The organism is Bacillus sp. 05T22, from assembly GCF_056396765.1.
On record NZ_JBFTMC010000009.1, the window covers coordinates 13,977 to 30,201 of the forward strand.

Here is a 16,225-nt window from a genome sequence, read left to right on the forward strand (position 1 = left end):
ATACTACGCTTCAAAACCAATCACAATCCATTCATCTACTACATCCCAAAAATCAACATTATATTTTGGTTGATCGTTTGTAAACCATAATGTAGATTTATCATATTTGCAATTGTTATAATCAATAGCTACATAACCGCCCGCTCCACTTTTAAAAAATCCAAAAGTTGTTTTCAAATCAATTTGTAAGTTCTCCTCTAATTCTTCAATAATTCCCCACTCATCATCATCAAAATAAGTAACACATTCAAAAGGCACTAATCCCATAGCACCGCTCGCATAATAATAAAAACCATTATGAACTTTTTCATAAAACTTTCGAACTGAAATGGGAATTCTATCCCATGAAACTTCTAGTACTTTATTATGAAATGTATCCATAGGATTTCCTGCTTCATAATACACTATTTCACCATCCGACGTCTCCAGTATGTATAACATCGAATACATGCCGTTATTTTCTATTAACTCCACATTGAAAAGGTGCTCTTCCAAATATAAGATTGTGTTTCTTAATTCTTTCCCTACGTATGTTCTCCAAATCTCTAAAACCATTTTTATTCTCTTGCTGCTATCGTATTCTTTAAAAATTTCATACCAAATACTAGGTATGACCTTATTATCTATTTTATCTATTGATTGAAGCTTTACATTTCTTTTATATTTTCTTAAAAATGCAAGTTTTGGTTCCATATAGCCGTCCCCTTTCATTTCTACTTCTCTAAAGTAAAAAAGTTTTCACCACCAAATTCAAAGTAATACCTTTAAACTAATCTATTCAATTCTAACAGTTTATACCACTCGTCATCTTTACTTCCAATGGAATTCCTTATTCCACCCGCTTCAACAAAAGACAGGCCGATATCAATATATTGGCTCCCTAAAAAATAATTTTCTAAAAAACTGCTAAAATCACCGTATGATTCAATAACAAAATTTTGATCAATTAAATCTCCAAACAAACAAGATACTTCTCCATCAATTTTATTAATAAATAATGGATACTTTTCTACTGTCCCTATACAAATCCATTTATCATCTCTATCTGGCATATCTTCCACATAAAACTGAATACTTTCAAGTTTTTGATGGCCGTATATAGTAATTACTCCACCATTCAATATTTTGTATTTTCTTGTAATAAAATAATAATCTTGTGAATGACCCCTCCTTAACACTCTTACGAGTTGTTTGAAGAAGGGGCTTCCTGTTTCATAGAGTGCTGCTGTTTGGGATTTCCAAGCAGACTTACATACTCTCCACAGGCGTCGTTTATACTGTTTGGACACAACCTTGCCCTACAGTTTCAGTCTTCTGTCGTTCTCACAAGTAATTGTTCTAACCCTTTGCACAAAATGTTTAGACTTGCATTATGGTCCCTGTCTAATACTGTTCCACACGTTGGACAAATATGTGTCCGAATCGATAGGGATTTCTTCACGCGATTCCCGCAGCTCGAGCAATCTTGTGATGTGTATGCCGGATCTACTTTCACAAGAAGACCTCCAATTTTTTCGCACTTATACATAAGCATCTTGCGAAAAGCGCCCCAGCCTGCATCAGAAATCGACTTTGATACGTTTCGATTCCGAACCATGCTTCGGATATCGAGATTCTCTATACAAATCACCGAATACATTTGCGTAAGGTGAAAACTTAATTTATGCAAAAAATCTTTTCTTTGATTCGCTAACTTTTCATGAAGGACCTGAATTCGTTCTACTTGCTTCTTATAGTTCGCAGAGTCCTTCTTTTTCTTCGAAAGGTTACGCTGTGCTTTCCTCAGTCGTTTTTCTTTTTGTAGCAGAAACCTTGGATTTTCAAATACCACTCCATTGGAAAGAACAGCGTATTTATTAAGTCCTACATCTATACCAATCGCATTTTCCATAACAATAGAGGAAGGTACCACTTGTCTTTCGACACTAAAAATAGCGTACCATCTCTTCGATTGGCGTTTCAGAATCAACTGTTTGATCGCTCCTTCTATCGGCCGATGCATATGAATCTCTATTTCTCCTAATTGTTTGTTATATAAATTTCCGTTATCTGCAAATGACATCGCAAAGCGGTGTTTCCCATTCGATTTGAATCCAAATTGAGGGAAAGTGAGACTATTATAGTCTTTATACGTTTTCAATTTGGGATAGTTTGTATCCCCACGAAAAAAGCCATCATATGCCTTTTTGAGTCGTAAAAATACTTCTTGTAAGGGCTGTGATGGCACTTCTTTCAGAAAAGAATATCTCTTCTTATCAATTACTTGTTGCTTTTGCATGTCAGAACGTGTATACAATTGCTTATTTTCTTTATATTTTCTCTGTTTATCTAAAAGAGCAGAGTTATAGGTTTGACGACAATATTGCAGCCAACGTTCTAACATTTCTTTCTGTACTTTCGTTGGGAAAATTTCATATTTTTGGCTCAGCAACATTCTCATCACCTTCCTCTTTTTTCATTGTAGTGTTTCAAATTCCTAAAAACAAATAAACGAATATACGTTCCCCTTCACTACTAGTATACATGAAGTTACAAAAAAGGAAACGAAAACTTCGTGCTGTGCATGACCAACATTCATCCCCTCCCTACCACTGGACTATGTCCTGCACGCGCTTGAGGAAGGGGACTTCTGTTGGAATACTATTAAAATATTATCTTCTAATTTTTCATCTATTTGGTTTTCTGCCTCCACAATTTCACCAATAACCAAACTAAATGAATCATCACCTAAAATATCTTTGACTAATTCTATTTTTTCTAATAATAATTTACTCATATTCATTATCTCTTAACTTATATTTCAAATTGAACCCTATATTATATACTTTCATTAGAGCATTGAAATAAGTTCTGCTAAACTATTACTAATCACTTCAAGACTGCCTTTTTCATAATCTTCTATCTTCACCTGTCCATTTTCATTATCTACAACAACTAAAAGCCCATTACACTCCATACCTATAGGAATATTCTTTAACTCATTATGGTGCGATTTTTTATAGCCTTGTAAAGTGATATAAAAGTCTCGGAGTTCAATTCCCGGTATAACAGGATTTAGCTCCAGGTTATACTCTAAATAACTTCCAGCTAAGTCAAAAAAACAGTAAGAATTATAGTATTCTTTAATCGAATGATGTAATTGTATTGCTAATTTCTTTTCTATAACTGAAAAATCATGAAGCACATCTTTTTCTATAGGCTTCCAGAAGACGTATTCCTCTGCATCTGGTTCCCCTTCATATATAAAAGAATCTGCTTCTTCTATCCATGGAGATTTTGGTAATGAATCATTAAAATCTTTCCACTCTTTAAGTAATATATGAAAATACTGCTTCATTTCTTCTTTCATTTTTTACTTCTCCCAAACCATTTATTCTTTCCTTCATTCACTACCTAAAAATTATTCCTTTTCTTATATCAAATTTCATCTTACTATTAATAGAAGCCAATTTTTGCTTCCCTATGAAATACTTTTCTAGTTATGTATGTTATTTTAATGATACAAAAAATCTACAACTTCTTCCGTTATATTATCAACAAAATAACGCTTTCCATCCTCTACAACTAACTGTAAATCACTTCCGACCGGAAAGAAATAAATCGCTAAAATAGCAGGTTCAATTTGGGCTACCGTATTAAAATCGCATACTACTAAATTATTCGGATCGTTTACATAATCGTCATCATCAATATCCGAAAAAAATCTCCATCCATTATCAACACTATTTACAGATTCATCTCTAACCAACCATTTCAATTTTCCATTTCCATCTAAAATATTTTTCGATACGATACAGCCGCCTGCATTTTCGATAAATTCCGACCTTAAGTAATTGGACATATTTTCTCATCCCTTCTGTAGTTTCTTTTTATGATTTATTCTATTCCATATCTATCACTATACCTTTAAAGATCGTAAATCCTATACGCTCTCATCGATAATTTTGAATCCACTATACTCAATCAACGCTCTAAACACATCGCTCCCGCCATATGGCCATCCATAGGGATAAAATTCAATTCTTCCCATATTGTTTGATACCTTTTCACAAGATATTAGTTCATATTCCCCACAAGCAAACGCATCGATCATAGATTCAAAATCCCATGGGGTCGTAAGCTTAGGATCTGTTAAACGTTTTTCTATGGGAGTTTGTTCCCATAACATCTGGTAGTTACGTAATTCTTCTTCCGTCGGCCACCAAAACTATTTTAATGCATCTTCTTCAAAATAATCTAGCCACATAGAATCACTAGAATTTATCATCTCCTTTTCTTTTTCTTCCTTCTGTATGTATTCTTTCAAATTATAGAGAACCTTTACACTTTGATATGTAGAGCGCTATTTACTTTTTATCATTCTTATCGCGAACTATCTTACTCAATAGCGGAATCTATGTTAGCAAAAGGTGTTTTCACATATTGAAAACACCTTTTCAGTCTACAACTATTTTTTAACAGTCTACTACTTTATTCTATAGTCTAAAACATTTTTTTAATGAAACATATAAAACAAAAAATTGAGATGAAATTTGTGTTTTGGGGGTACTGTAAAATCTTAGCTTGATAGCGATGGGAGAGTACCAGCGAGGCTGACACCACACGCAAAGTAGATAGTAATAAAAGTAAAACCTCGTTGGATGTCAACGAGGTTCGTGATTTATATATTTGAGTTTGCTTTTCGATAGAGAGTCATTCGTGATATTCCTGCTTTTTCAGCGGCTTCTTTTTTAAAGGATAGCATTTCACTTTTACTTTCTTAAAATTCCCTCTAGCTGCTCAAAGTATCAAACGTTTCAATAGAGCCATTATTGCATCTCTTCTTCTATACTCGCTAATATTCCCTCTGTTGCCGCGGAAGTTTCTTGAATAACATCCGAAGCATATTTCACATCTTGGACAATATTTGTCTTCTTTACTTGGAAGTTTCCTTGATGCGTTGCAATTTCTGTCATTCATCCATTAATGGAATGAACGAGCCGAGATTATTTACATTGGATAAGACTTCAGACAACATATGCTTACACTCTTCTTGCACACATTCTCTCTTGAACCATTCCGTTGTCTTCCCCTACTATTTTAACTTCAACACTGCGCTAACCGGGTTATGATCACTGTTTTCAAACTTCAAATCATGCCCTTGTACGCTCACAATCTCCACATTTGGAGACACTAAAAATCCATCGATAATCGTAACAAAGTTCTCATCTTCGACATAACTCTTCACATTATCACGAACTGTCCAAACAGTATCATCAACAGCCCACTGGAACCCACCATCAGTGAAATCTTCTGGTAGCTGTACTAACCACTCTGGCCATTCTTCTTTAAACTTCGGATCTTTTAACTGCACATCAGATAATAGCTGATTCCAGTCTCCGCCAAGCACGATATAATCGCCATTTTTGTAATGCTTATTCATATACTCTTTCAAAAACTCAACTTGTTGCTTTCGAATGTTTCCGCCCTTATCATATGCAGATAAATGAACGTTCACCATTCGTAAATATTTTCCGTTATCAACTGGAACCTTATGCTCAACAATCGCTCGATCTAATTCGAATAATTGACGAAGCCACATCTCTCTTCCAGGAAGCTGATATCTCGTCACTTCTTCTACTTTATATTTTGAGAACGAACTAAGTCCACTGTTCGTATATCCGTGCGGCTTCTTAATTGGCACCGGCACCCACTGCGCATTAAAGTTATAACCAAACGTAGACGCATGATCTTTCAGTCCATCTTGAAACGCCTTATACTGATTCACATCAAATGAACGAAGTGACTTCTCATCCATCTCTTGCACTAAAATAAAATCAGAATCTTCCTTTTGTAAGAAAGACAGCATATTGCTGATATTCTTTTCTGTTTGCTCTTTACTACTAGAGCGCGAACCCGTCCCTCCGTCTAAGAAGAAATCTTGATCCTTATCTAAACCGCCGTAGCCAATATTAAACGTTGTCGCCTTAAACTCTTCCCCAACTTTAAGAACGCGCTCGTTATTATTTGCCACCTTCAACTTCTCAACATCCTTATGCTTCACATCCGTAATTACCACATACGTAATAAATGCCGCGAAAGCACCAAATATCGAGCCTGTCCCCCATAATAAACCTTTCAATGCCTTCTTCAAGCTCATGACTCCCTTATTCTCTTTTTATAGTTTGCATACGTGGTTATTTTAACATGTTCTAAACGTAAACATAAAGTAACTCTAAAATATACAATAAAAACGCCTTCCTTTCTGTTTATTTCTACAAAAAGAATAGCGTTTTTGAGGTCAAATTAATATGAAATTATGTTGATTTGATAATGTTCTATAAATAAAGTCTCTTTCAGAGTTTAATTTTTGAAAAAGGAGTCTTCTGTCGGAAAACAATAAAAAGACCGCCTTATGACGATCTACTTTTAGTATCCCTAAAAAACATCAGGTTAATTTTGAGGGACAGATTTACTGCCCCATATTGTTTACTTATTTTGATTTTTTTTGAGCTCTTAATGCTATTTTTTCAAGTCCGTTTTCTCCCGCAAATTCTACATCTGCTTTTGGTAGAACATTTTTATTATTCTTCAATTGATTATTCTTATTTTTAGCCATTTTTTCACCGCCCTTGTAGTATGATTTAGTGATTCCTTCAAGGATGCCAACTATAATAAATACGCTATATAAAGATAGCGGAGTAGTATTTTTTCATTATCGGCACCCACGATTTTAGTTTGCTTTCTTTTTTGTATGCTATACGATTTGATTTTCTTTTTCAACTAAACTGCTCAACTAGAAAAAGAATCCATTTTGAAAAAGGAGCTATCAAAATAGATTCAACAGTTTTGATATAGATGTGATTTTTATAAAAAAGTTTGAACATTTTCTCCTATGTTACTCAACAATCGTACCCGATAGCACAATAAACCAACCCATTTTATTTGTCTGTTAAAACCCTGTCACCTTTACTGTTAGGTTGAGATATTACCAAAAATTCTACATCGCCTTCGGATTCATTTCTCATTTGATGTGGAACTAAAGGTAGTACTTCTATTCCTTCTTGAACGTTTAAAACATAATGTTAACATTGCGTTCATTTACAACTGCTTTCAATTCATCTTTTTCAAAGATTACAAGATATTCAAAAGGCAATGTCAAAACTCGAATAAGAGAAGGTCTCAATTTTAGTAATTCATATGCATAAAGCGCTTCGTACTCTTCTGCATTATGCTCATCATTAACAGGACCTATATACCAACCGGAGTCACCTTTTTCACACCCCTTTGTTCTTTCCAAATAAATATTATCTAACTCCAGTACATTTTTAGCAGCAACAATTTTGTCACAAAAACGCAGCAATTCCCCTTCAATTGTTAATGGTTTTAAAAAACTCACTTGTGTTAATAATATCCATAAAGAAATCGTCAAATCATCTGTCATATCTTCAAATGGATTCTTCGTATAATCATGTATGATAATATGATACCCATCTTCCCTTTTATCAAGAAAATAAATCGACCAACCAACTTGTATAGAAAATCCATCTATTAAACGATCATTTTCTACTTCAGTTAAAAAATGAAATAACCCTTCTACCTGCACTGCAAAGATCTTTTCTGCCTGAGCAATGAAAGTTTTATCCCCTATCTTCTTAATAAACTTTTCCACCTATTTCCTCCCTCTTTTCACAAGCACTTCGTTTTCATCCCAAATACTCACTCTATTAGAATAAGTACAACTTTATTTTTGAATATTTTGGATGGCTATAAATAGCTCCATTTCCCCTCACTTCTCAGCAAAATTTTATCAATAAGTAAATGATCTCCGTCTTCCCAAACCTTTTCTATTATACTTTTCATTTTTTCAATTCCGTTACTAGCATTACAATCACAAAAAACAAGAATATCTCTCGCTGGTATCGCAACTGCATATCCATTTGATACGAATTCTTTTAATGAGTGATCCCATAAGTCGTCTAAAACAATTAAGCTAGCTTCGAAATTCCCGTCAAGAATTAAAGCAAAGCACCCTTCCGATAGCGTGTGAACCCGTAGTTCTTTTTCATCTGCTAATTTATAAAGATTATTGATCCCGATTTCTAATAACTGTTCCTCATCCAATCCTTCTCCTGATATATGCTTATTTTGAACATATTGAAAATAATCGTTTTGATCATTTTCAGCTAAAAAGGTAATCATTAAATCTTCATTAAAAAATGTATGGACAAAACTACTTTCTTCAGATAAAGTAAAACACTCTTCATCAAGATCCTCTTTTACTATTGGTTTTAAGTATGCAACTGCTTCCTTACAAAACCGGATTGTCATATAAATACGCCCCTTTACTTTCTATAACAATACACACCAATTAACAGATATAAAGCCAGCAAAACACTACTAAATTCATCGGAAGCTTAATCGAGATATGAGTTCCTTTAAACTTGTACTGACTATCACCTCTTCAAACGTAAATTTGAAATCAATTCTTGTATGCTCTCTGAAATGGTTTCAAATGAACCTCTTTCATAATCTTCTAATTTAACTTTTCCATCCTCATTGTCAATTACAACTAACATCCCGTTACCTTCAATACCTATTGGGATATGTTTTAATCTCTCTTGGTGGTTCTCCTTATAGCCCTTTAACTGTTCTTCAAATGAATTCAATTCAATATTCGGCAATACCGCTTCTAATTCAATATAATAATTTTTATAAAAACCATTTAATTTAGCAAACCAATAGGAATTAAAGTACATAATAACCGTTTGATGAAAGTGAATATCCATTTCTTGTTCTAAATGAATAAAGTCGTGTACGATATTTTTTTCTACTGGTTTCCATAGAATATAACCTTCCTCATTTATTTCCCCATCATAAAGAATAGGATTCACTTCTTCAAGAACTGGTGTTTTTAATAGAAACTCTAAACCTTCGTGCGCTAATTTTATTCTTAACCTAAAGTATTGTTGCATTGCATTCTTAATAGACACGCATATTCCCCTTTACTTCACTTAATTTTCCCCCTACAAATCTTTCATCAAAAATGGATTTGTATCTCTTCAGTAAATGCCTATGTAAATATGCCCCTAAATTAGAAGCACTCCATTCTTATTCACCTGTATCCATATCAACTCTCATCATTTCTACAGTTAGTGATTTACAATAAATCGGATTTCCTGCACCATCTATTCCTATCACAACAAATTTTATACTACTATTTTTTTACTAACGCCCAAATACCATACTGATTATAAAACAATTCATCTTCTGAAAAATGTTTACACTCCGTATGTTGCAATATGAAATGAGGGTTTTCTTCATCTAAGCTGAATGTAGAATAGTCCGTTAAGCTAGGATTTTCAATGAGATTATACAGACAAAAAACGTTCATTAATTCTTGAGCATATTACGGAGTTACTTGATCTTTAAAAGTAATTACATCCGGTAGCCCAAAGCAATGCATACCACATGTATAGTAAAAATCATCTTCTTCGGCCACTGTAACAAAAGCTTGAAATAATTCTACTGCATTATCTGTATGATACACATCATTCCAGCTTTCAAATCGATCAAATCAACTTACTATTCTTTCTATTTCAATTAAACTTTATATTACATTTATTGTACTATATTTCCATCTTATATTTATTTTTGTCTAATAAGCACAAAATCCCTAGAGACATTTCGTTCACTTGGGATTTCAATTCATCATATAAAGTGAAACCTACATAAAATACGTTTTAGTTTCACTTTATTAATATGTAAGTTTTCTCGTCCTACAGTTTAAATAACAATATCTTGATAACCAACTTTAGCAACTTCTTCATTTTCAAATCTTACACCAACGCCGTCCTCTTCCCATGTACAATTGAATACTAATCCTACCCTTCTAACTCCATCTTCAAAATCAGGTAAAATAGTAAGGCCAATAAGATCAACCAATTTCCCTAATTGTTGGGTAGTTGTTATAATTGGTGCTATTTCATCAGCAGACTCACCCCCTAACATAGCTCTATACTCTAAACATTCTTCTTGATAATATTCGAATATAGCTTGTTCAGCTTCTTGTGTTAGTCTATTTATATCAGCGATGAATTTGCTATATGATTCTTCTTGAATTGTAGGACATAAATCAGCTTCTTCTATCTCATCCTCATTTATTTGGGCTTCATCTYGAAATTTTGATCTATTAGCTGCCACTTCCACTTTACTCAATTGAGATTTGAAACTATAATCAATTGGACCCCATTCTTGAATTACTTGTCCATTTCTTTCAATTTTTCCTCCTACCTGTTTAAATTGTATACTTCAAGCTAGACTCGAACCAACATAAAACAAAGAACAATAAGAAAGCAATATAAATCTGCTAGTTTTTCGACTTTATGCTCTTTATTTTTCGCTTCTATATACTTCGTTAACTCTTCCCCTGTTTTCTTGCATACTTCTTCTATGTATTCTTTCTATCTAGTATTATTGTTGAAATCACCTTGCGTTACACCAGTGCTTCGGATGATTTCTTCTATTAACTTATAAAGCTGATTAGCAATGATATTTGTACACTTCATTTTCACCTGTTATTGCTTTGTACATAAACAGTGGTAAAAAACCCCTACAACAGCTGCTAGCATTAACATGATGACAATATTTCTTTTTCTCTTGAAGTACTTTTCATTAGACCCCCCCTTCCATTTTGTCTTCTTTTTTGCCGTAAAGGAATTTCCTTACGAGAATTATCAAGATTAACAGATATTTGATACGCCACTTTAAGTAAGTTAGCTAATCAAAAGAAACAAAATATTAACTTTAAACACATAGAAGAGAACGGTTAGAATGCCATTTGTATGGGCAATTGATTACCATTCTAATCTGCTCTTCCATCATGTTTCAAATGGGATATTTACTCTTTATGAAGAAGAAAAGAGAGTTGAATGAATATAAGGTAAAAGGGAAATACCCAGTTTGAATAATAACAATTAATATTAATTTTGTAAGTATTTAGCCGTTTACAATTTCCCCACCATTCACGTGCAGAATTTGCCCTGATATGTAAGATGCATCATCGGAGGCCAAGAATACATAAGCAGGTGCCACTTCAAACGGTTGACCGGCTCGCTTCATAGGAACATGGTCTCCAAATGTGGCAAGCCATTCTGAAGGTAAGGAAGATGGAATTAATGGAGTCCAAATTGGTCCTGGGGCCACACCATTAACTCGAATCCCTTGCGATGCCAGTGACAATGACAGCGAACGTGTAAATGAAACAATAGCCCCTTTAGATGCCGAGTAGTCAATTGCATCTTGATCTCCATGATAGGCACTAAGGGATGTTGTATTTATTATGGAGCTCCCTGAATTCATGTATGGCAAAGCAGCTTTCGTAAAAATAAACTGAGAAAAAACATTTGTGTGAAAGGTACTTGCTCGTTGGTTCGAATCTACATCAAGTAGACTGTTCCTTATGTATAGTACACCGGCATTATTCACCAAAATGTCAATACGGCCAAATTGGTGAATTGTTTGCATTACTGCTTGTTGGCAATGCTGCTCATACCCAATATCACCTGGAATGGTAATGCAACTACGGCCGTACTTTTTGACATAGAACTCCGTTTCTTTGGCATCGCTGTGCTCATTTAGGTATGAGATTGCTATATCTGCACCCTCTTTCGCGAAGGCTACAGCGACAGCTCTCCCAATCCCACTGTCCCCACCAGTTATAAGCGCTACCTTATTTATAAGCTTACCGGCTGGTTTGTAATTGGGGTTATCAAATATAGGTCTGGGTATCATTAATGATTCAATGCCAGGTTTACTTTGTTGTTGAGGCGGGAAACCCATCACATACACCCCTCTCGGCATTTTTCTATAATGTATTATGATATTCAGGAAAATATATCCTTTTCAAAAAATTAAATAGAGGAAATGAAGGTGTTGTTTTCGAGGTGAGAATTTTTTCAACCAGTAATATAGCCGATGAACCGGTAGGTGCTGTTTTTGACACCAAGTAGCTTTTGATAACCCACTGTTTTTATAGTCTTGAATATAAGCACCTTTCAGTCACCTCTTGTAACTTGTCATTCAACTTTTCATCACATTATAATCGCAGTATACTTTGATCATAAAATACATTCACCAACATTATTCTTCCCACTCTTCATAAACAACTGCACCAGCAAAAACTATATTTCTATTTTCAACAGCATTCGCTTCGCTATATTCAAAATCATACACTCTGATCACTGCATTATAACTCTCTAACATACGTTCCCCATAATAATCTGTGAATTGAGATATAATCTTTTCATAATAAGATGCGCCTTCTAATAACAACTGTAAAGATGTAGTTGAAATATCAATAAATGTGATTTCCAATAGGTCTTCATTGTAATCGATAAAATCAATTTGGAAATCTCTCATGAATTGTGATGGGATTCTATCTCCCTGTTCATCGAACTTTATTTCCACATACTTTTGCAGCATTTCTTTACTCTTGATATTCCCTAGCCATAGAGAGATTACGCCTGGATTTTCGATATTAACCCTCCTTTATTCATTCTTACTCGTTTATTAGGGGTAGTTTTATTTTGAATTCTCCTCACCCATTGCTAGATCACTCATCTATTCGTCATCGTCCTCTTCTATTAATAATGCATCCAAACGCTCCCTTTGTTTTGCAATCTTCCTGGAAGTTTCCATACCATTTGTAAACATTGCAACTGTTACCTCTCTAATCTCCTCATTAGCTTGCTTAAAAAGCCTAAATTGAAGCTTATTTGAAGACAGTTCTTCAATTAAATTCTTCATTTTCTCCATTTCTTCTGAATTCCGACGGTTAACAGCCATTACCGGATATTTATTTTTTATGTTGGATTGAATTTCAGATAAAGAGCAATTTGTATAGTTTTTTATTTTCATTAATAAGCGACTTTTAATACTTGATTCAAGAATGACAGAATATATAGCCACGCAGCGGCCCTCCTCAAATGTTACATTTTATAAAAAGTAGGTGTTCTTAAAATTAGCTACTAAAACTAGGTCAGTGTAGTCCTATTAAACCAGGGGTTATTTTCTCTATTTTTGCCCAACCAAATAAGCATTCAACTTGCATCTGATTTCTACACTTAATTTTTAATTGCCCTTCTTCTTCAATAGCATTTATTTCAAATTGATGAATTATATTGTCTGTTCCTATATCTTTGATTATTAAATCTTGAATACAAAAGAATGAAATTTCTATATAAATTACATCCCATTTATTCCATCGCTTCGGTTTATTTTCAACAGGTTCCTTTGTCATGAGTCGGATAACTAAGGTCGGACCATCTCTTCTAAGCTGAACATCTAATAACTCTGATTGTTCAAACTCTGATATCATTCCAAAAATACTTATAAGTGCTTGAGGATTTAAGATTTTAAGTTGATTAATCATTTTTATATGCCTTACTTTCTTTGATTTTCTTTTCAAAATAACAGGGCTTCATCTGAAAATCCAGAGAAAAACATATAGAGAATCATCATTTATGCAAGCCCAATAGGTGCCATAAAAATAAAGTACATCATCATTGAACTACCCCCACCTACGCTTCGTTTAGAGGAGAGGGTCTTCTCGGTTAAAATGATAAAATACACTCTGTCATTCAGTAAGGTTTTCAAGCTCCTCAAACCAAAACGTATTCTTTTCCACAGCCTTAGGATCAATACGCCTTACTTCATTTTCAAACCAGATACGCACTGATTCTGGAATTTCATTATCTAAAAAAGCAAATTCACCATTTATGTGAATCGCTTCATCAATTAACTTAGAAAATAATAGAAGGCTTTCTGCAAATTGATGGATGGAAGAATTAATGAAGATTTCTTCATAGTTGTTGTCGTGATGTAAATAGACTACCTTATTTGTTCTCTCATCAATACAAAGAGGATCGCCAGAACCAGTTGTTCCTATAAACCAATAAGATTGGTAATCTATTGGCATGCCAAATTTTTGGTTTACATTCTGCATCGGTTCAGTTGCGTTATCAAACTCTATAAATGGAGCAGCCGATGCCGGAAGACCGACTTCGCTTAAAAACCTTCTTGTATCACTAGATAAATTTGTGTGCTGTAACATATCTCGATCTAATTTGTTCACTGGCCCGTCTCTTTTTTCATTCCATTTATCACAAAATTCTTTAGGTGAAATCATCTAAATACCTCTTTCCTTTTTTCATTCTCATCATTTACTCCTACATATTCCTCTTCATCTTTATAAGTTCTAATCTTTATGAAAAGGATTTATTTCTTCATTCCAAAAAGTATTATGATTTAGACAATCCTTATCAATTTCAATGAATTTTTCTATCATAACTTCTAAATCTTCCTTCTTATATTCTCTATTCAAATATGCATGTCTACCATTCACTTCTTTTATTCTCTTTATAAACTCACTATATTCCAACATGCATTCTGCTAATTGTGGGATGGATTGATTTACATATACTTCTTCCATTTTTTCATGATCTATACATACGACCATCCCTGAAGGAACTTTCATGGATAAAATATTTCCTTCACCTGTAAACCCTAAATATGTATTCCTCTCATAACTTGCATCTACATTATATTTTTCCTTTAAGGTTAATAAGCTTCCATTTTTTGTTGATTCAAAATTTAAAAATGGAGCTGCAGATTCAGGTAATCCAGATTTTAATAAAAAATATTTACATGCCACAGGGATATCTAAATTTTTGAGTTTATCTTCTTCATAATGAACAAGTGGATATACTTTTTGGTTCCATCTTTTTAGAAATTCATTGGGGTTCATCAATTTAAACCTTTCCTCCCATACAAGCTTTTCGTCTAGCAATATTACTCCTCTTCCATTCGATTAAAAATAATCATTTCCTTAATCGTGAATTCAAGCCACTCCCAAAAATCACCGAATTCCTTCCTCTGTTCAAACCCTTCCCTAGCGAAGTCATGAATCACTTGAACCTTTTGTCCTTTTCCAAATTCAAAGCAGGCAATATCATCATTATCATCTCTTCTAGCAAAAGGAACTAATTTTCTATTTGGATACCTTTCTTTCAAATCAAGAAAGCGTCTAGTTGCTTGTGCTGATTCCATCATATACCATAAATCAAAATCCACTAAGTGTAATTCAATTGCTTTTCTATATGCTTCTGGATATTCAAACCCATCTATCTTAATAAAATAGCTCTCCACTCAAATTCCCGCTTTCTCATTTATTTTGAGCAAAACAAAGATAAAGCTTCTCTCCTACCCGTTTACCTTCAAATACTTCCTCTTGAGCACGAAAGAGAATAGATCTTGTTATTCTGCTGAAGGATTATAATCAATCTCCACTTCTTCAAGACCTTCCAATACTTTATGTATTCTATTAGATAAATCTCTTATTTCTTCTTGCGTTAATTCCCCCACTGCGTCTAGTGGATTAAACTTGCTTAATCTCTTTGTTATACCTTCAATGTATCCAATAAAAACTTTGTCATGAGTTAACAGTATTTCACCTACAGCTGTATCAGCAATAACGTCTTCTATTTTCCCTAGATTTATATATTCATTAGCAGCCCTTGCTATTGCATATTTATATCCTCTATTTAAAGCTAAAAAATCATTATAGGCTTCATTAATAGCTTCAAACAATTCATTGTATTCCCAGTCTTCCATTTCAAATCCCTCCATTAGGTGTTAATTTTGAAGTAGTTGTTTAGACATAGATACTCACTAGTTATTAGACTACGCAACACAATTCAAACAATTATGATGTAAAAAACAGCAGAGTTTTTAAAATCTCTGCTGTTTCCTATTATTTAACTTCTAATGTGAACCAATTATTTATTGAATAGACAAGCGATACCAAAGAGCCGATTACACCAAACCAAATAACATTAGGATCAATCTTTGAACCAAATAATACTGCTATTAACGATACCATATACAATAGCATGGCTATACTATTAATCTTAATTTCGACTATATCGCCACTTTTCACTTGCTTTTCTTTACTTCCAAAAAATAATTGATTTGCTTTTAACTTCGCTTCTTTTACATCAGAAGGGAGCGTGTACTCTTCATTATTTTCTAATTTCATTATAACCTCATTATCTACCTTTAAAGCCACTCTTGTAGCTCCGCCCATCATTCCTGTTGCCCTTATTACTTTTATACTCATTTTAAACTCCCCTTAAACTTTTGTTCGTCTAATACTAAACTTCTCACTTTTCAATCTAGTATATTTTCT

The 16,225-nt window shown here is 33.7% G+C and carries 24 protein-coding genes and 4 pseudogenes; 1 reads left to right on the forward strand and 27 read right to left on the reverse strand.

Annotated features, from left to right (window positions below):
* Positions 1–3 precede the first annotated feature (3 nt).
* The 17 genes and pseudogenes from AC1DIT_RS04855 to AC1DIT_RS04935 all read right to left on the reverse strand — a co-directional run.
* Positions 4–693, reverse strand: a complete 690-nt coding sequence (locus tag AC1DIT_RS04855; RefSeq protein WP_033671317.1) for a hypothetical protein — start codon at positions 691–693, stop codon at positions 4–6.
* 71 nt (positions 694–764) lie between these two features.
* A complete protein-coding gene (locus AC1DIT_RS04860) occupies positions 765–1,289 on the reverse strand; it encodes a hypothetical protein (RefSeq protein WP_016115360.1) in 525 nt (174 codons plus the stop codon).
* Between the two features lie 17 nt (positions 1,290–1,306).
* Entirely contained in the window at positions 1,307–2,440 is a 1,134-nt protein-coding gene (locus AC1DIT_RS04865; RefSeq protein ID WP_016115361.1) for an RNA-guided endonuclease InsQ/TnpB family protein, read from the reverse strand.
* 156 nt (positions 2,441–2,596) lie between these two features.
* Positions 2,597–2,776 (reverse strand): hypothetical protein, encoded by a 180-nt coding sequence (locus AC1DIT_RS04870; RefSeq protein ID WP_016115362.1) that lies wholly within the window; start codon positions 2,774–2,776, stop codon positions 2,597–2,599.
* Between the two features lie 54 nt (positions 2,777–2,830).
* Positions 2,831–3,349 carry a SecY-interacting protein Syd gene (locus tag AC1DIT_RS04875; protein WP_016115363.1) on the reverse strand — a complete coding sequence of 173 codons (519 nt, stop codon included), beginning with the start codon at positions 3,347–3,349 and terminating at the stop codon, positions 2,831–2,833.
* 144 nt (positions 3,350–3,493) lie between these two features.
* Positions 3,494–3,841, reverse strand: coding sequence for a DUF2185 domain-containing protein (locus tag AC1DIT_RS04880; protein WP_016115364.1), 348 nt, complete (start codon positions 3,839–3,841; stop codon positions 3,494–3,496).
* 81 nt (positions 3,842–3,922) lie between these two features.
* The gene (locus AC1DIT_RS04885) at positions 3,923–4,093 is read right to left on the reverse strand and encodes a hypothetical protein (protein WP_229166017.1); all 171 of its coding nucleotides are present in this window, start codon (positions 4,091–4,093) and stop codon (positions 3,923–3,925) included.
* Positions 4,094–4,808: 715 nt separating this feature from the next.
* A pseudogene (locus tag AC1DIT_RS04890) lies at positions 4,809–5,050 on the reverse strand (DUF4077 domain-containing protein); the annotation flags it as partial.
* Positions 5,051–5,074: 24 nt separating this feature from the next.
* Complete coding sequence (locus AC1DIT_RS04895) at positions 5,075–6,133, reverse strand: endonuclease/exonuclease/phosphatase family protein (protein ID WP_016115367.1); 1,059 nt, start codon at positions 6,131–6,133, stop codon at positions 5,075–5,077.
* 339 nt (positions 6,134–6,472) lie between these two features.
* Positions 6,473–6,598 carry a hypothetical protein gene (locus tag AC1DIT_RS04900; protein ID WP_016115368.1) on the reverse strand — a complete coding sequence of 42 codons (126 nt, stop codon included), beginning with the start codon at positions 6,596–6,598 and terminating at the stop codon, positions 6,473–6,475.
* 322 nt (positions 6,599–6,920) lie between these two features.
* Positions 6,921–7,055 (reverse strand): annotated as a pseudogene (locus AC1DIT_RS04905) (cupin domain-containing protein); the annotation flags it as partial.
* On the reverse strand, positions 7,052–7,651 hold the full coding sequence (locus tag AC1DIT_RS04910; protein WP_016115369.1) for an immunity protein Imm33 domain-containing protein: 600 nt from the start codon (positions 7,649–7,651) through the stop codon (positions 7,052–7,054). The pseudogene AC1DIT_RS04905 and the gene AC1DIT_RS04910, both read right to left, overlap by 4 nt.
* A 95-nt stretch (positions 7,652–7,746) precedes the next feature.
* On the reverse strand, positions 7,747–8,310 hold the full coding sequence (locus tag AC1DIT_RS04915; RefSeq protein ID WP_016115370.1) for a DUF1444 domain-containing protein: 564 nt from the start codon (positions 8,308–8,310) through the stop codon (positions 7,747–7,749).
* A 125-nt stretch (positions 8,311–8,435) separates the two neighbouring features.
* Positions 8,436–8,972: a SecY-interacting protein Syd gene (locus AC1DIT_RS04920; protein ID WP_016133056.1), complete on the reverse strand. Its 537-nt coding sequence runs from the start codon at positions 8,970–8,972 to the stop codon at positions 8,436–8,438.
* Positions 8,973–9,388: 416 nt separating this feature from the next.
* Positions 9,389–9,529 (reverse strand): hypothetical protein, encoded by a 141-nt coding sequence (locus AC1DIT_RS04925; RefSeq protein WP_016115372.1) that lies wholly within the window; start codon positions 9,527–9,529, stop codon positions 9,389–9,391.
* A gap of 236 nt (positions 9,530–9,765) precedes the next feature.
* Positions 9,766–10,182, reverse strand: coding sequence for a DUF6985 domain-containing protein (locus AC1DIT_RS04930; RefSeq protein ID WP_476998083.1), 417 nt, complete (start codon positions 10,180–10,182; stop codon positions 9,766–9,768).
* Positions 10,183–10,340: 158 nt separating this feature from the next.
* Positions 10,341–10,442 (reverse strand): annotated as a pseudogene (locus tag AC1DIT_RS04935) (nucleoside triphosphate pyrophosphohydrolase); the annotation flags it as partial.
* A gap of 210 nt (positions 10,443–10,652) precedes the next feature.
* Between AC1DIT_RS04935 and AC1DIT_RS04940 the strand changes: the two are divergent.
* A pseudogene (locus AC1DIT_RS04940) lies at positions 10,653–10,811 on the forward strand (helix-turn-helix domain-containing protein).
* Between the two features lie 166 nt (positions 10,812–10,977).
* Here AC1DIT_RS04940 and AC1DIT_RS04945 read toward each other — a convergent pair.
* The 10 genes from AC1DIT_RS04945 to AC1DIT_RS04990 all read right to left on the reverse strand — a co-directional run bounded on the left by AC1DIT_RS04945 (position 10,978) and on the right by AC1DIT_RS04990 (position 16,156).
* Positions 10,978–11,820, reverse strand: a complete 843-nt coding sequence (locus AC1DIT_RS04945) for an SDR family oxidoreductase (RefSeq protein WP_016133058.1) — start codon at positions 11,818–11,820, stop codon at positions 10,978–10,980.
* 63 nt (positions 11,821–11,883) lie between these two features.
* Positions 11,884–12,039, reverse strand: coding sequence for an IS66 family insertion sequence element accessory protein TnpA (gene tnpA, locus AC1DIT_RS04950; RefSeq protein WP_416076135.1), 156 nt, complete (start codon positions 12,037–12,039; stop codon positions 11,884–11,886).
* An 81-nt stretch (positions 12,040–12,120) separates the two neighbouring features.
* On the reverse strand, positions 12,121–12,516 hold the full coding sequence (locus tag AC1DIT_RS04955) for an immunity 22 family protein (RefSeq protein ID WP_033671320.1): 396 nt from the start codon (positions 12,514–12,516) through the stop codon (positions 12,121–12,123).
* Between the two features lie 84 nt (positions 12,517–12,600).
* Positions 12,601–12,948, reverse strand: coding sequence for a hypothetical protein (locus AC1DIT_RS04960; protein WP_016133060.1), 348 nt, complete (start codon positions 12,946–12,948; stop codon positions 12,601–12,603).
* 70 nt (positions 12,949–13,018) lie between these two features.
* Positions 13,019–13,411 (reverse strand): immunity 50 family protein, encoded by a 393-nt coding sequence (locus AC1DIT_RS04965; protein WP_016133061.1) that lies wholly within the window; start codon positions 13,409–13,411, stop codon positions 13,019–13,021.
* A 204-nt stretch (positions 13,412–13,615) separates the two neighbouring features.
* Positions 13,616–14,167 (reverse strand): SUKH-4 family immunity protein, encoded by a 552-nt coding sequence (locus AC1DIT_RS04970; RefSeq protein ID WP_016133062.1) that lies wholly within the window; start codon positions 14,165–14,167, stop codon positions 13,616–13,618.
* A 69-nt stretch (positions 14,168–14,236) separates the two neighbouring features.
* Positions 14,237–14,785 carry an SUKH-4 family immunity protein gene (locus tag AC1DIT_RS04975; protein ID WP_335357094.1) on the reverse strand — a complete coding sequence of 183 codons (549 nt, stop codon included), beginning with the start codon at positions 14,783–14,785 and terminating at the stop codon, positions 14,237–14,239.
* A 44-nt stretch (positions 14,786–14,829) separates the two neighbouring features.
* On the reverse strand, positions 14,830–15,186 hold the full coding sequence (locus AC1DIT_RS04980) for a hypothetical protein (protein ID WP_016115374.1): 357 nt from the start codon (positions 15,184–15,186) through the stop codon (positions 14,830–14,832).
* A gap of 108 nt (positions 15,187–15,294) precedes the next feature.
* Positions 15,295–15,651 (reverse strand): Imm3 family immunity protein, encoded by a 357-nt coding sequence (locus AC1DIT_RS04985; protein WP_016115375.1) that lies wholly within the window; start codon positions 15,649–15,651, stop codon positions 15,295–15,297.
* Between the two features lie 139 nt (positions 15,652–15,790).
* Positions 15,791–16,156 carry a hypothetical protein gene (locus AC1DIT_RS04990; RefSeq protein ID WP_016115376.1) on the reverse strand — a complete coding sequence of 122 codons (366 nt, stop codon included), beginning with the start codon at positions 16,154–16,156 and terminating at the stop codon, positions 15,791–15,793.
* Between the last annotated feature and the right edge of the window lie 69 nt (positions 16,157–16,225).

What these genes read in the sequence shown, in the direction of transcription:
- AC1DIT_RS04855 (WP_033671317.1), bottom strand. Translation starts at nt 693, where the DNA reads ATGGAACCAAAACTTGCATTTTTAAGAAAATATAAAAGAAATGTAAAG.
- AC1DIT_RS04865 (WP_016115361.1), bottom strand. Translation starts at nt 2,440, where the DNA reads ATGAGAATGTTGCTGAGCCAAAAATATGAAATTTTCCCAACGAAAGTA.
- AC1DIT_RS04870 (WP_016115362.1), bottom strand. Translation starts at nt 2,776, where the DNA reads ATGAGTAAATTATTATTAGAAAAAATAGAATTAGTCAAAGATATTTTA.
- AC1DIT_RS04875 (WP_016115363.1), bottom strand. Translation starts at nt 3,349, where the DNA reads ATGAAAGAAGAAATGAAGCAGTATTTTCATATATTACTTAAAGAGTGG.
- AC1DIT_RS04880 (WP_016115364.1), bottom strand. Translation starts at nt 3,841, where the DNA reads ATGTCCAATTACTTAAGGTCGGAATTTATCGAAAATGCAGGCGGCTGT.
- AC1DIT_RS04885 (WP_229166017.1), bottom strand. Translation starts at nt 4,093, where the DNA reads ATGATCGATGCGTTTGCTTGTGGGGAATATGAACTAATATCTTGTGAA.
- AC1DIT_RS04900 (WP_016115368.1), bottom strand. Translation starts at nt 6,598, where the DNA reads ATGGCTAAAAATAAGAATAATCAATTGAAGAATAATAAAAATGTTCTA.
- AC1DIT_RS04915 (WP_016115370.1), bottom strand. Translation starts at nt 8,310, where the DNA reads ATGACAATCCGGTTTTGTAAGGAAGCAGTTGCATACTTAAAACCAATA.
- AC1DIT_RS04945 (WP_016133058.1), bottom strand. Translation starts at nt 11,820, where the DNA reads ATGGGTTTCCCGCCTCAACAACAAAGTAAACCTGGCATTGAATCATTA.
- AC1DIT_RS04965 (WP_016133061.1), bottom strand. Translation starts at nt 13,411, where the DNA reads ATGATTAATCAACTTAAAATCTTAAATCCTCAAGCACTTATAAGTATT.
- AC1DIT_RS04970 (WP_016133062.1), bottom strand. Translation starts at nt 14,167, where the DNA reads ATGATTTCACCTAAAGAATTTTGTGATAAATGGAATGAAAAAAGAGAC.
- AC1DIT_RS04975 (WP_335357094.1), bottom strand. Translation starts at nt 14,785, where the DNA reads ATGAACCCCAATGAATTTCTAAAAAGATGGAACCAAAAAGTATATCCA.
- AC1DIT_RS04985 (WP_016115375.1), bottom strand. Translation starts at nt 15,651, where the DNA reads ATGGAAGACTGGGAATACAATGAATTGTTTGAAGCTATTAATGAAGCC.
- AC1DIT_RS04990 (WP_016115376.1), bottom strand. Translation starts at nt 16,156, where the DNA reads ATGAGTATAAAAGTAATAAGGGCAACAGGAATGATGGGCGGAGCTACA.